This is a genomic window from Chungangia koreensis (assembly GCF_042651785.1).
In the GTDB taxonomy this organism is placed as follows: domain Bacteria; phylum Bacillota; class Bacilli; order Bacillales_A; family Planococcaceae; genus Chungangia; species Chungangia koreensis.
Map to the genome: position 1 here is coordinate 44,106 of NZ_JBHSEC010000007.1, position 13,172 is coordinate 57,277.

Genomic DNA, 13,172 nt, shown 5'->3' on the forward strand with positions numbered 1-13,172 from the left:
TTAGGCTTTGGTCTGTTCATTTACTTGTTCATTTGTTTGCTGATTTCTAATCATCTCTGGATATTTCACCGAAAGTAAAACTGCCCAAAGAAGACTTGCAGCAAGAATTACTCCGCCTAAAACGATGAATACGGAAATTGACTGCTCCACAACTACTGCATATTCTTCCGGACTGGCACCACCTCTTGCTCCTAACCAGTTCTCAGCCCGACGTTGGCCAAAGTTGACAGAAAAAAATAAAAGAACAAAACCGACAAACATGCCTAATAACGAAATTCCTATTGATCGAATAGCGAGGTCTCGGTTCACAACTAAACTCCCTCCAATTATTTAGGTTATATCCTTATTTCTAAGCCATTCACAATTATACCTTTCAACTCCAGGATATTTTTCTCCTAAGCTGTTAATTGAAAATCCCGTTTTGCGATAAAATTCCACTGCATCCTTGTCAGTCTCGGCAATGATATGACAAAGTTCATGACGATCAATCACATATTCGATCATTTGTCGCCCGATTGATTTGCCACGTGTTTCTGGATCTACAGCGATATGCCTTATTTCACACGAAGAAGAGCCAGTCAGCTGTATTCCAATACAGCCAACAAGCTCATTCTCATCTATAAATCCGTATAACATGTAATCTGATTCACAACGATACTTTTCATATTCCGTCTCGATTCGATTTTCCCAGGTGGCAAATGATAACAACTGCCATACCCGTTCGTCTAAACCCGAGGAAGTTAAATCTCGCATTAACCATTCCACCTACTTCATAAGTACGTCAACATTCCCGACACCCATATCAATAGTAAGCTCGATGAAATCTTTCCCATTGTAAGCTTCGTTAACGTAAATACCGTTTCCTTGTGAGATTAAATTTGGGACATTCACCTGACCGAGTCCTTTTTCGGCGGATACCTTAACGCCATAACTTTCTGGTACGTAGATAGTGAGATCACCAACACCCATGTCGATTTTCGCTTTATAGCTATTTTTCGGTTCTCCGCTTAAGTCGAGGGTGCTATCACCTACTCCGCTATCAATATTCAGTGAATGAAGTTGTACTCCACGCAAATCCAATAACGCCTCAGTGGCACCTAAATCGACATCCAAATTCACGGGGATTTCATCGGTTAGCTGCAGATCCCAGCTATTGTGAAGGTTTCTGAAATTATTGAAGCCGAAGTTGATTCCTTCGTTCTGAACAACCTTTACAACCCCTCGGTCATTTTTTTGCTTATACTCGATTTTAGGCTTCAGTTTACGGTGATTATAGTTCGCCGATCCAGTAATCCACTCCTTTGAACCGCCAGAGAGGGTGAATTCCCCTGCACCGAATTCCATCTTCACATCCAGTTGCTTAGCACGATCTTTCTCAATCACTAACTCCTCTTCTTTTTCGGAAGCAAAGATTTGCATAAAGCCGAAACCTACCGCCGATAACAGAAAGCCCGCCAACAAAATGACAATATACGATTTTTTCATGACTCCGTATCCTCCTTGGGAATTCTTTTCCTTGTACTATAAGGATATCGTGAACTCCATCATTTGTAATACGGTCCAGCGGTTTAATTTGTTTCAGACTTTAGTCTGAGGTTGCTTCTACATATTTATTTTTTTGCTTTATCGTTTTCGAAACTGTTTCAAAAAGTCTCACGTGTGCAATGGAACAATGAATGTTTAAGGGGAAAGAAGGGAGGTAATGTAGTAAAAAAACCTTTAAGGAGTGTGGGGAATTGAAACCTTACCTGAAGTTCGGAGGAATGGTCCTGACCTCAACCATTATCATGTTTCTATTTAAATACTTAAGCACATACAAGATAGAGCACGTGTTTTTTAGTGAAACAAGGGCTTATATGGCATTAATGATGGGTTCTACTATGGCTATTATCATGTTGGTGTTTATGAGGCAAATGTTAAAGAACCGAAAAATGAACATGGGGATTTTGGCAGGAAGTATTGTGTTGTTTGGTCTGTCTCTTTTCCTATTGCGCAGCCAAGCGTTGGTCGATGATGTAGATTACATGGAAGGGATGATTCCACATCACTCCATTGCCATCTTGACAAGTGAACGAGCAGACATCCAAGATCCGAGAGTACGAAAGTTGGCGGACCAGATCATTGAGGCGCAGCGAAAAGAGATTGCTGAGATGAAGAAACTCATAGAAGAGTTGGATGACTAAGTGAATAGTAAATGAAACTTTGCCCCTGTTAGCGAATCTCATAGATCCGCAGGGGCGTTTCATTTGTAGTAGGGAAAATTAAGGGACAGAAACCTTCTCCTCTAAAATCGGTTTCTTTATATCTTGCCTACTGAAAAGACCTGCATAGACAAGTGAGGTACCCGCCAAAACGAGTAAGCCGATGTAGACCGACATCATAGATGGGACTAAAAAGGCGCCGATTATGATGGTAGAACGCGCAACCAAATCAGCTCCACTGAAGGACAAGTTGGAGAAGGCAGAGTAAGAGCCCCTTTTGTCAGCCGGCATCATGTTCGCCTGTTCGGCATTCCGGACCGGTGAATAAATCAATTCTCCAAGTGTCGAGATGAACCCGAAAGCGATGAGGATATACCAGCTGTTTGCAGATGTGACCGTCATATAGCCGATTCCATATAGAATCAGTCCGAATAGTAACACTTTATTTTTCGGAAAGCGGTCGGTGATTTTATTAATAAAGAAAGTGAAGCAAACGACAAGCAGCATGTTTTCGATATTAAGGATACTCAGCATGCGGACACCGTCAATTTCAAATGTCCCAATATGAATCGACTTGAACGTATCAGCTAATCGGACACCGATATAGTTGCTCATCGAAAATTCCGCTGCGAATATAAATACCGATCCGATGACCACTTTTACGAATGGACGGTCTTGGAACGCAATTTTGTAATTGTTTAGGACATCAATGAAAACATTTTGATGCTTCATTTCCAAGCGCGGTGTTTCCGTGTCCTTCAACCAGATCCAATAAGCAATCGGCAAACAAGCAGAGACTACAGTTAGAAGAATAAAGAGCTCGATTTTGTGATTGACGTAGAGCAAACCACCCAAAGCCGTACCGATTGCCATGGATAGATTGACCATCCAATAATCGATTGCATAGACAGCTTTCCGGTTTTCCGGAGTCGTGGAGTCGATGATGATGGCATGCATTGCTGGACGTCCAAGACTGCTCGTAATCATGAAAAGCAAATAGGCAATGGCGAACAACCAAATCATCTTTGAAACTGGCAGTAAACTCAGCGTCATCAGTAGGAACATCACCGAACTTAATGTTGAGGTCATTAGGAGTACCTTTTTCCTTGGGAATCGATCCGAAATGTATCCGCCAATCAGATTGACGATGAATCCGATGACTACGGATGCGATCAGAAATATGCCGGCCCATACCTTACCCATTTCAGAAGAGAAAAATAAAGCCATAAAAGGCATGACGGCTGAAGAAACCGCTCGATTGAAGAAGGATGTAATGAGCCGCACTTTAATGTTTTGAGGATAGTCTTTCCATTTCATCTATAAAACCCCCTTCTGTATGAACTATCATAAAGCAGACGGGGGGAATTAAAAATGGACAGTTTGAGAGAGTGATGTCCACTTTTATGTGGGAATGAACAACAATTAGTAAACCTTTATCCATCCCGACTATAGTAAAATAGACGAAAATAGGTTTTAAGGAAGATAAAAAACGCTACATGTCCACTTTTGAGGGGGAGTCGGATTGGATATCTACTTACATACGCTTTGGAGAAAGGTTCCGTCTGGGACAGTCCAAACGAAAGAATTGGCAGAAGTTCTCGAATTGAGCATGAAACAGACTTCACGGCATTTGAAAAGATGGGAACAGGAGGGATGGCTCACCTTTACGTCAGGAAGAGGGAGAGGAAATGTCTCCAAGCTAAATTGGTTACGGAATGTTGAGGAGGAGTTCGAAGCGGAGGTGTTGGAACGGATTGAAAAGGAGCCAGTCGAAGTGAGCAGTAAATATCTTCTTCTCGATTGGTCACCGGAGCGGAAGCAGCGGCTGATGGAGAAGTTCCAAACTAAATTCGGATATGTCCATCGGGACGATGAAGAGGATAAATTGATTATTCCACGGCGGTATCCATTCTTGTCAGTTCATCCGTTAGAAGCGGCAGACGTGAATAGCGCGAACCTCGTGGCTACAGTATATAACCGTCTCGTGTCGGTCGATGAAACCGGTAATGTGACTCCAGAATTAGCCCATAGCTATGATGTCGATCGGAAAAGGCTCCGATTGTATCTAAAAAAAGACGTATTATTCCATGATGGGTCCACCATGACCGCTGAAGATGTCGTTTGGTGTTTGGAGCGAATGAGAAAACAGCCACAGTTTAAGGACATGTGGAGTCCAATCGAACAGATTCATTCACCGTTTCCATTGGTGGTGGACATCCATTATCCGGATGGAAACAGCTATATTCTTCAAATGATTGGAATGTTGAATGCCAGTATTTATAAAGAAACAGGTCATCGGATATCAGGGACCGGCTCCTTTTTCATCGACGAAAATAACGAAAAGAAGACAACGCTTATTGCTTTTAAAGATTATTTTCAGGAGCGGCCATTGCTTGATGCAGTAGAATTCATTCAAGTACCAAAAGATTATGACATGGCCTACACGACTGCATCCAAACGGGAACCGGAAAAAACGGTACAAGTCGAAAGCAGTTCAGGCTTTGGCGTCATGATCATGAACCCGCATCGGAACACGGACATTGCAAGGAAGGAAGTCCGGGATTATGTCCATTGGGTTTTGGCGAAACATCGGGATGAAATCGGTGAAATCCATTCCCGTGGAATACCGAACGATACAAGCTGCCTTTCTTGGAGAAAAGGAAACTACCCGGTGCCCGTTGTGGAGCGGCCAGAGTTCAGTTCACCTCTTGTCATGATGGAAGTCAGTTACAACGAAACGATTACTCAATGGGCGAAGTCAGTATTTGAGAAGGAAGGAGTGCCCTTTGAAATCCGTCGAGTGCGTTTTTTTGATTCCTTATATAGCGATATCCGGCACAACGAAATCGATTTATTTGTCCACGGTGAAATCTTTGAGATGAATGAAGTGTTCTCTTACTATGTTTTCCTCAAGAACGGGTACTCACCTCTTGTCAATATCCTAAGATTAGACGATAACCTGAACCGGAAAGTAGAAGCATACAATCAAACACCATTTGCCCAGTGGAAAGAGCTGCATGAACAATTGGAAGATGCCTTATTAAGAGAATCAATCATGATCCCGCTGTATTCAGAAAAGAGAAGAATCCCTTTCTCAGAGGACTTGCAAAACATCCAGCTTAAGCATTTCGGATATGTGGATTTCTCAAAACTTTGGGTTCGGCCGGAGATTTAGAAGAAGTCGGTTATTACATAATCGTTGATATAAATGAAAAATCGTTGATATCCAGCTAATAATCGTTGATATCTATCCAAGAATCGTTGATATATGGCCAACAATCGTTGATAAACCATCACTAATCGTTGATATCCAGTAGGCATTAAAACGGATTTCCTTCATTAACACTCCCACTTCTTTCCGTGATACAATAACTTACATCCTGTTTTTGGAGGAAGTTAAGAATGACAGTAAAGAAGAATGACCGATTGTCGGTTTATATAGAAGATTTGACACATGACGGGGCAGGGGTAGCAAAGGTCGATGGCTACCCATTATTTGTGGCCGGCGCATTGCCGGGTGAGACAGTTGAGACCCATGTACTCAAGACCCTTAAGAATTACGGATTTGCGAAGTTGTTAAATGTGGTTGAGGCTTCACCCGACCGTGTCATGGCACCTTGTCCGGTCTTCGATCAGTGCGGCGGCTGCCAGCTTCAGCACTTTTCCTACGAAGGTCAGTTGAAGTTCAAGGAAAACATGGTCCGCCAAGTAATGACCCGGATTGGGAAACTACCGGATGTTCCGGTACATCCAGTAAAAGGAATGGCCAACCCATGGCGCTACCGCAATAAATCCCAGATACCCTTTGCAGAAGAAGCGGGTATTGTAAAAGCCGGATTCTATAAGATTCGTTCCCATAATATCGCGAATACCGATGCATGTATGATCCAGTCGGAAGAAGCAGATAGCATCATGATGAATCTGAAACGTGAGCTGCAAGGGCTCGGACTTCGAGCATATGACGAAGTGGGACATAGAGGAATGCTCCGCCATGTCATCGTCCGTAAAGGAAGAGCGAGCGGGGAAGTGATGGTTGTCTTAGTGACACTTAAGAAGAAGTTTCCACAGAAGGAAGCGGCTATTGAATTGATCCGTCGGGTCGTCCCGCATGTGACATCAATAGTCCAAAACGTCAATCCGAATAAAACAAATGTCATCTTCGGAGATGAAACAATCACACTCTGGGGCAAACCGGTCATCGTCGATTCGATCGGAGACACGAAATTCGAAATCTCGGCCCGTTCATTCTATCAAGTGAACCCGGAACAAACAGAGGTTTTGTATAAACAAGCACTCGACTACGCACAGTTGAATGGCGATGAAACAGTCATCGATGCGTATTGCGGAATCGGTACGATCTCTTTATTCTTAGCGAAGAAAGCGAAGGAAGTGTATGGGGTCGAAATCGTACCCCAGGCGATTGAAGATGCTAAACGGAATGCTGAACTAAATGGCGTGACCAATGCACACTTTGAAGCCGGAGCGGCTGAAGACGTTATTCCAAAATGGTACGCGGAAGGAAAACGGTTTGATGTATTAATGGTCGATCCGCCGCGTAAAGGCTGCGACGAAAAGCTATTGCAGACCATCTTGGAGTACAAACCGAAGCGTATCGTCTATGTATCCTGTAACCCAGCAACATTAGCAAGGGACTTGCGGATTTTGGAAGACGGTGGCTATCGGACACAAGAAGTACAGCCGGTAGATATGTTCCCGCATACGACGCATGTTGAAGCGGTGACGTGGTTGGAATTAATATAAGATAAATATTTATTATGAATAAAAGGACGAATTCCACCGAGGAGGAATTTGTTCTTTTGCTATTTAAGGCGGATGTCTCCCTACTCATTTTTAAATGATTTACAAAAGTGTATTGAATATGAAATTAATTTTCTCAACTAATGAATTTCACTGATTTAAATACAAAAAAGTACAGGTTAGAATCTACATTTGAAATAATTGTTAGAAAATAGATACGAGTTTAAATTAAATTAAACTTGTTTGATATAATGGGAAAGTAAATAAAATGTAAAATTAGTTATTCGAGGGATAACCGAAAGTGGCTGTTAATGGTTTTGAAGATGGATAGGAGGTAACAGAAATGAGTTTTTTAGCGTACATAGCGGGAACTTTGATAGCACCAAATGTTGCGGGTTATCTTTTGTCAAAAGGTTTAACGAATAGAGAAGAAAAGAAATTAATTAAAGAAATAAAAGAGACAGTTACTGAATTTAATCGTAAGTTTGATGATACTGAAGTTGATAGTAACTATTTTGTAGAGTTTCTTGAACAGAATAAGATTAGTGACACAATAACACAAAGAGTATTTAATTCTTATAAAACTTCAAAGGAAGATTACGAAGCTATATCCAAGAAACTAGCGCAGGAAGCCGTCGAATTCGTCAATTTTAAGAAAGATAAATTTATGCATACGCGCGTTCAGAAACCAAGTGACTTTGAAGAGTACTTCTCTAAGTTATTTGAAATACTAGTTAATTTTCGAGAATCGTTATTAAGCATTAAAGAGAAGGCATTTCTATCAATCGTTGATGAGTCAATTGGTAAATCTATCAAAACTATTGAGGAAAAGCTAAGTGACGATTATTTGTTAGGAAGGTATAAAAACCTTGAGCCTGATGAGCGAATTATGCATAGGTTAGAGGAATTGAATCACGAATATAAAACAGCTTTTATTCCGTTGGGCAATGGGTTTATTAAGAGAAAAGAATTTTCTATATGTAAAGGAGCAATAGATTCAGGAAAATCTTTGATAATACATGGAAGGGCTGGAAGAGGGAAAAGTGGGTGTACAGTAGATATTATCAATTATTGTGAAGAAAATGTGATACCATATTTGGCAATTAAATTAGATAAACGGATTCCGAGTAAGACTGCCGAGAAGTGGGGAGAAGATTTAGGATTACCTGCATCGATTACTCATTGTATTCACAGTGTTTCTAAAAATCAAAGGGCAGTAATCATTTTGGATCAGTTGGATGCGCTACGTTGGACTTTGGCACATTCTAGAGATGCTTTGATAGTATGTGCTCAGATTATAAATCAAGTAGAGAGATTGAATATTGAAAGGGAAAATAAAATATCTGTCGTTTTTGTATGTAGAACCCATGACTTGGAAAACGATAATAATATTAGATCATTATTTAAAAAAGTTGATTCAGAGGAAGTTATTCAATGGTCTAAGGTTCAGGTTAATGAGTTGGACGAGGATTTAGTTAAGGGTATTGTTGGTAAGCGTTATGAACAACTAACAAGTAAACTGAAGGAGATACTAAGAATTCCAAGCAATTTATATATTTGGCAACAGTTGGACCCAAACAAAGTGTATGCGGAATGTTCTACCGCAAGCCATTTGGTCTCACAATGGTGGGGGCAGTTGTCCGATAAATGTTTTGAATTTGGATTGAGAGAAGACAATCTAATTCAGATTAAAGATAAAATGGTAACTTTTTTAGAAAGATATAGTAGAATATTTATTCCTTTAAGTATATTAAACGAAAATAAATCATCCTTAGAATTTTTATCTTCAAATGCTTTCTTAATAATTCAAGATAAGAAAGTTTCGTTTGCCCATCAATCTATATTAGACTGTTTTTTAGCTGAAAAGATGCTTCAGAGATATTATGACGGTGAAGATATCGTAGATATTATTGGGACTAAAGAAAAACAAACACCCGGAAAAAGATATCAAGTGCAAATGTTTATGCAAAATCTTTCTGAATTTGATAGCCACGATTTTATTAATGCTGGGCAAAGAATGTTTGAGGCAAATCAAATCAGGTATTTTGTCAAATTTGTTTTCCTCGAGGTGTTAAATCAGATAGATAATATAGATGAAAATATACAAAATTTTATTGTGAATAATTGTGAAAATGAAAAATATGGTAATAATATTATTAATAACGTTATATTTTCAAGGCCTAAGTATATTAGGTTGCTTAGGAAGTATGGCATTTTAGATAAATGGTTTAACAATCAGTCAAAAAAAGATATTGTTTTAAAATTACTTGTTAGTATGAGCCCGAATTATGATACTGATGATATTGCTTTCATCGAAAAGTATGCATTAAATTCAAAGGAAGATGATAATAAACTCTCTAAATGTTTTATGTACGACATAAACCATGATACGGACGAGTTATTTGAATTGCGTATGAAATTTTATAACCGATATCCTCAAATGGTTGATAGGTATCTTGACTTTAAGTCGATGCTTAAAAATTGTGAAATAAGAACAATACGGCTATTGGCATTTTTATTGGAAAATAAAATTAAGAGCAAGGGGGGGAGAATTTATAATTATGAGGAAGAATTTCTAAATCAAGACTCTGAAATTCTTATAAATAATGGGGAAGAGGTTCTTAATTTATTATTGCCATACGTTCCTACTGAAAATGAAGATAGCTTGCTTTTTAGTGAGTGGTCGGGAAAATATTTCCGTAAAAGAGGCCTTGAAAGAGCTTGTATTCAAATTATTAAGAAAGCAAATGCAGCAATAATTGCCCAACAACCGGAAAAATTCTTTGACCGCTATAAAGAATTCATGGGAAAAGGTAATGATTTATTTAATGAAATAATATTGGATGGATTATACAGACTACCAGAAAGTTATAGTGATATTGTAATTAATTATTTATGCAGTGACTTCAACAGCAACATATTCGATAAGACTGGTGGTAATGGTGATGAATTATTTCTTGCAAAACAAATATTAGGAAAGCATTCGAGATACTGTAGTGAGCATATTTTTAATGTATTAGAAGAACGAGTTTTAAATTATCTATCGCCAAAAGCTAAAGATAGATATTTACGTAGACTTAATTATAATAGAGAAAAAAACGGCGATACAGTTTATTGGAGTTTCTGGGGTGATTTTCAGAAAGAGATTCTAGAAGTTCTCCCCTACGATCGATTGAGTGATCAAGCAAAAGATTTGATACGTACTTTAAAACGTAAATTTCCTAATGGGACAACTTTATATAAACATTCAAATGGATCTGGCGGATGGGTAAGTTCACCCGTTGCGGGGAAGAAATTAAATAATAAAAAGTGGCTTGAGATTTTAACAAATACAAAAATTAATAATAAAAGCCATTCCCGTTGGAAAGAGGTCCCGGGGGGAATTGTTAGTAATTCTATTGAAGAGTTTGCAAGAAGCTTTAGCGATGCTGTCTCCGAAGACCCTGAAGGAATGATAAATTTAGTTCTCTCGTATCAGGATAAGGTTTTAGATGTATATTTAGATTCCTTATTTAGTGGGGTTGCATATAGTAAGGCTTTGGATAGTGTGCCAGTAGGTTTGTTAGAAACAATGATTTTGACCTATCCATATGATTATACCTCATATCGGGCGAACTACATTTGCTCACTCATTCGAAACAGGAAAAACGTAAATTGGTCTCAAGAGGTTTTGGATATTCTAAAGGATATTGCGATTAACCATAAAAACCCGGAAATCGGCAAACCCAATATAACTAATAATGAAGATAAAGAAATGCGTAGCTTTGATATGCTACAAAGTAATGCAATAAACTGCGTAAGAGGTAACGCAGCCGAAGCAGTAGCTCAGCTGGTATGGAACGACAGTTCTGTGTTTATCCAGTTTAAAGATACAATTGAAAAGTTGGCATTAGATGAAAACCCGGCAGTTAAATTAGCGAGTTTATTTGCATTATGGCCTTCGTATAACATAGAAAGAGATTGGGCATCAGAAATAATCCTAAATCTATTTGAAGAAGATCACAGGCTAGCAGGCTTCCATGATACGAAAAATATGCTCTTTTTGCTATATCCTAAATATCGTGAACGAGTATTAGAAGTTATTAAGAAATGCTACGAATCCGATGATAAAGAACTAATTGAAATGGGTGCATATTGCCTGTCCGAGATGTTTATTCTTAAAAATGAATTTGCCGAAATAATAAATAATGTGGATACAATGAGTGAAGTACAAGCAGTAGCGGTTCTTCATATGACTACTAATTATTTCAATAAAGATGAATTTAATTCATTAGCAAAAGATATGATACGCAAGTTTAAGGCAAGTACATTAGATCTGGAGATGCCGATTTCAAGATTATTTTATGATAATCTTATTGATTTAAAGAGAGACAAGGATTTTCTTATCGAAATAATGAACTCCGGATTAAGTGGTAGAATAGTACGTGCTTTTGTTCATTATCTTGAAGAAGAATCAAAGTCAGTAGTTGATTACAAAGACATTATACTTTCAATGAGTTACCATTTAGTTGGAAATGAAGTTGGTGAATTTGAAGGTATTTGGGGAATAGAAGATGAAATTTCCAAATTGATTATTGGATTATATGATGAAACCTCTAACTCAACAATACCTGAGATAAAAGGTATTGCAAATGAATGTCTCGATATATGGGATTTGATGTTCGAAAAGCAATTTGGGCAAATTAGATCCCTAAGCCAAAAATTAATGGAAAGGTAAGAAGTTGTTGTATGACTCCTATGTACAGCAGTTGTTCACCTTTAGAACTTTCAAATGCTTCTTTTTTGTCAAAGTATTTAACAGTAACAACTATTATATATATTTGTGTAAATCTTTATTCGCACCTTAATGTTAACTGGATATGTACACTCACCAGCACCCCATGTGTTGCCGCATACACTCCACGCATGTTGAGGCTGTGACGTGGTTGAAGTTAGTATAATAAAAGAACGAATTTCCAATGGTGGAATTCGTTCTTTTATTTGAATGAAATATGTATCCCATGAAGGATTTTTGTCCGTGTCTAAGGAAGTAATGCCATTAAGAATAATTTGGAGGTAAGATTTGATGAGTATAAAATTTGATCCAAATAACGTTGTTATTAAGCTTTGTATGAGTGGAATGAACTTGGAAGACAACGGAAACATTGAAGATGCAGCGGCAATGTTTCAAAAAGCATGGGATGAATCAACAGATGACTATGAGAGATTTATTGCGGCTTATCATTTAGCTCGTCTACAAAAGAGTACTAAAGACAAGCTGAAATGGATGGAAACATCTTTACAGTGTGCACTGAAAATAAATGATGATAATGTCAAGAGTGCATATCCAACGTTATATTTAAACATTGCTAAATGTTACGAGGAGTTGGGTGACCCGGATAATGCAAATAGAAATGTTGAATTGTCAATTTCATATAAGGGTGCGCCTTCTGATGAAGGGCCATTTTATCATGGGACAAAGGCAGATTTGCAGGTTGGTGATTTACTGACAGCAGGTGGAAACTCAAATTACAAACAGGATCTTAAAATGAACCATATATATTTCACTGCTAATGCCAATGGCGCAGGACTTGCAGCAGCGTTAGCAAAAGGTGAAGGAAGAGAACGAGTTTATATCATAGAACCAACAGGTGAATTTGAAAACGATCCAAATGTTACTGATAAAAAATTCCCCGGTAACTTAACGCGTTCATATCGTTCACAAGAACCTTTACGAATTATTGGTGAAGAAACAGAGTGGGCGAAACTGACAACTACGGAGCGTCAAGAATGGCGCGAAAATGTAGCCGAAAATAAAGGCGAAATCATTAATTGAACATACTCAAATTAGGTTATCATGATCTCAGGGTTCTTTGAAAACGAACTGTTATTAAAAGTGTAGTGACTCTATAATATTTAAATTGTTTTAACTTAATATTTCAATATAACTATATTCTATTGACGTTTTAAATTAATCTTGTTATCATTCTCCTATTATTTTCAAAAAAGAATAGATTGACCTTGTATAAATTCAAGAATACGGCTTGAAAGTTTCTACCAGCTACCATAAATAGCTTGTCTACAAGGAATGGAAAATACATGATCTTTTATTTCCCTTTCTGTAGAAAACTTTGTCCTAACTGTGGTCAAAGTTTTTTTATTTGGGGATAATAAATGAATCTGCTGGACCTTGGATTTATCCCGTTCATTCTTTAAATTAGCAGAAGAGGAGAC

Annotated in this window: 10 protein-coding genes and 1 riboswitch; of the genes, 5 read left to right on the forward strand and 5 right to left on the reverse strand. The window is 38.2% G+C overall.

All coding sequences use genetic code 11. From position 1 onward, the window contains the following. From ACFOZY_RS06375 to ACFOZY_RS06385, 3 genes are read right to left on the reverse strand one after another with little or no spacing between them, the layout of a single operon-like run. Complete coding sequence (locus ACFOZY_RS06375) at positions 1–309, reverse strand: hypothetical protein (RefSeq protein ID WP_378153485.1); 309 nt, start codon at positions 307–309, stop codon at positions 1–3. A gap of 21 nt (positions 310–330) precedes the next feature. Beyond that, on the reverse strand, positions 331–753 hold the full coding sequence (locus ACFOZY_RS06380) for a GNAT family N-acetyltransferase (protein WP_378153487.1): 423 nt from the start codon (positions 751–753) through the stop codon (positions 331–333). Positions 754–765: 12 nt separating this feature from the next. Further along, positions 766–1,485 (reverse strand): toast rack family protein, encoded by a 720-nt coding sequence (locus tag ACFOZY_RS06385; protein WP_378153489.1) that lies wholly within the window; start codon positions 1,483–1,485, stop codon positions 766–768. Positions 1,486–1,736: 251 nt separating this feature from the next. Here ACFOZY_RS06385 and ACFOZY_RS06390 point away from each other — a divergent pair, with 251 nt between their 5' ends. Continuing rightward, on the forward strand, positions 1,737–2,183 hold the full coding sequence (locus tag ACFOZY_RS06390) for a DUF305 domain-containing protein (protein ID WP_378153492.1): 447 nt from the start codon (positions 1,737–1,739) through the stop codon (positions 2,181–2,183). 78 nt (positions 2,184–2,261) lie between these two features. On the opposite strand, the gene ACFOZY_RS06395 is transcribed toward ACFOZY_RS06390, so the two are convergent. After that, positions 2,262–3,518, reverse strand: coding sequence for an MDR family MFS transporter (locus ACFOZY_RS06395; protein WP_378153494.1), 1,257 nt, complete (start codon positions 3,516–3,518; stop codon positions 2,262–2,264). A 205-nt stretch (positions 3,519–3,723) separates the two neighbouring features. Here ACFOZY_RS06395 and ACFOZY_RS06400 point away from each other — a divergent pair, with 205 nt between their 5' ends. Then, entirely contained in the window at positions 3,724–5,376 is a 1,653-nt protein-coding gene (locus tag ACFOZY_RS06400; protein ID WP_378153496.1) for an ABC transporter substrate-binding protein, read from the forward strand. Here the strand turns inward: ACFOZY_RS06400 and ACFOZY_RS06405 are convergent. Further along, positions 5,373–5,522 (reverse strand): hypothetical protein, encoded by a 150-nt coding sequence (locus tag ACFOZY_RS06405; RefSeq protein WP_378153498.1) that lies wholly within the window; start codon positions 5,520–5,522, stop codon positions 5,373–5,375. The two genes, ACFOZY_RS06400 and ACFOZY_RS06405, sit on opposite strands and share 4 nt — an antisense overlap. 81 nt (positions 5,523–5,603) lie before the next feature. On the opposite strand from ACFOZY_RS06405, the gene rlmD reads away from it, so the two are divergent. From rlmD to arr, 3 genes are all read left to right on the forward strand, one after another. Next, positions 5,604–6,962 carry a 23S rRNA (uracil(1939)-C(5))-methyltransferase RlmD gene (rlmD, locus tag ACFOZY_RS06410; RefSeq protein ID WP_378153500.1) on the forward strand — a complete coding sequence of 453 codons (1,359 nt, stop codon included), beginning with the start codon at positions 5,604–5,606 and terminating at the stop codon, positions 6,960–6,962. Positions 6,963–7,302: 340 nt separating this feature from the next. Then, positions 7,303–11,676 carry a hypothetical protein gene (locus ACFOZY_RS06415; RefSeq protein ID WP_378153502.1) on the forward strand — a complete coding sequence of 1,458 codons (4,374 nt, stop codon included), beginning with the start codon at positions 7,303–7,305 and terminating at the stop codon, positions 11,674–11,676. A gap of 690 nt (positions 11,677–12,366) precedes the next feature. After that, positions 12,367–12,774, forward strand: a complete 408-nt coding sequence (gene arr / locus ACFOZY_RS06420; RefSeq protein WP_378153792.1) for an NAD(+)--rifampin ADP-ribosyltransferase — start codon at positions 12,367–12,369, stop codon at positions 12,772–12,774. A 165-nt stretch (positions 12,775–12,939) separates the two neighbouring features. Beyond that, a riboswitch (purine riboswitch) is annotated at positions 12,940–13,040 on the forward strand. Positions 13,041–13,172: the final 132 nt, after the last annotated feature.

Bases quoted from the DNA above. Each gene is read 5' to 3' on its own strand.
- ACFOZY_RS06415 (WP_378153502.1), top strand. From the start codon at position 7,303: ATGAGTTTTTTAGCGTACATAGCGGGAACTTTGATAGCACCAAATGTT.
- rlmD (WP_378153500.1), top strand. From the start codon at position 5,604: ATGACAGTAAAGAAGAATGACCGATTGTCGGTTTATATAGAAGATTTG.
- ACFOZY_RS06405 (WP_378153498.1), bottom strand. From the start codon at position 5,522: ATGCCTACTGGATATCAACGATTAGTGATGGTTTATCAACGATTGTTG.
- ACFOZY_RS06395 (WP_378153494.1), bottom strand. From the start codon at position 3,518: ATGAAATGGAAAGACTATCCTCAAAACATTAAAGTGCGGCTCATTACA.
- ACFOZY_RS06380 (WP_378153487.1), bottom strand. From the start codon at position 753: ATGCGAGATTTAACTTCCTCGGGTTTAGACGAACGGGTATGGCAGTTG.
- ACFOZY_RS06385 (WP_378153489.1), bottom strand. From the start codon at position 1,485: ATGAAAAAATCGTATATTGTCATTTTGTTGGCGGGCTTTCTGTTATCG.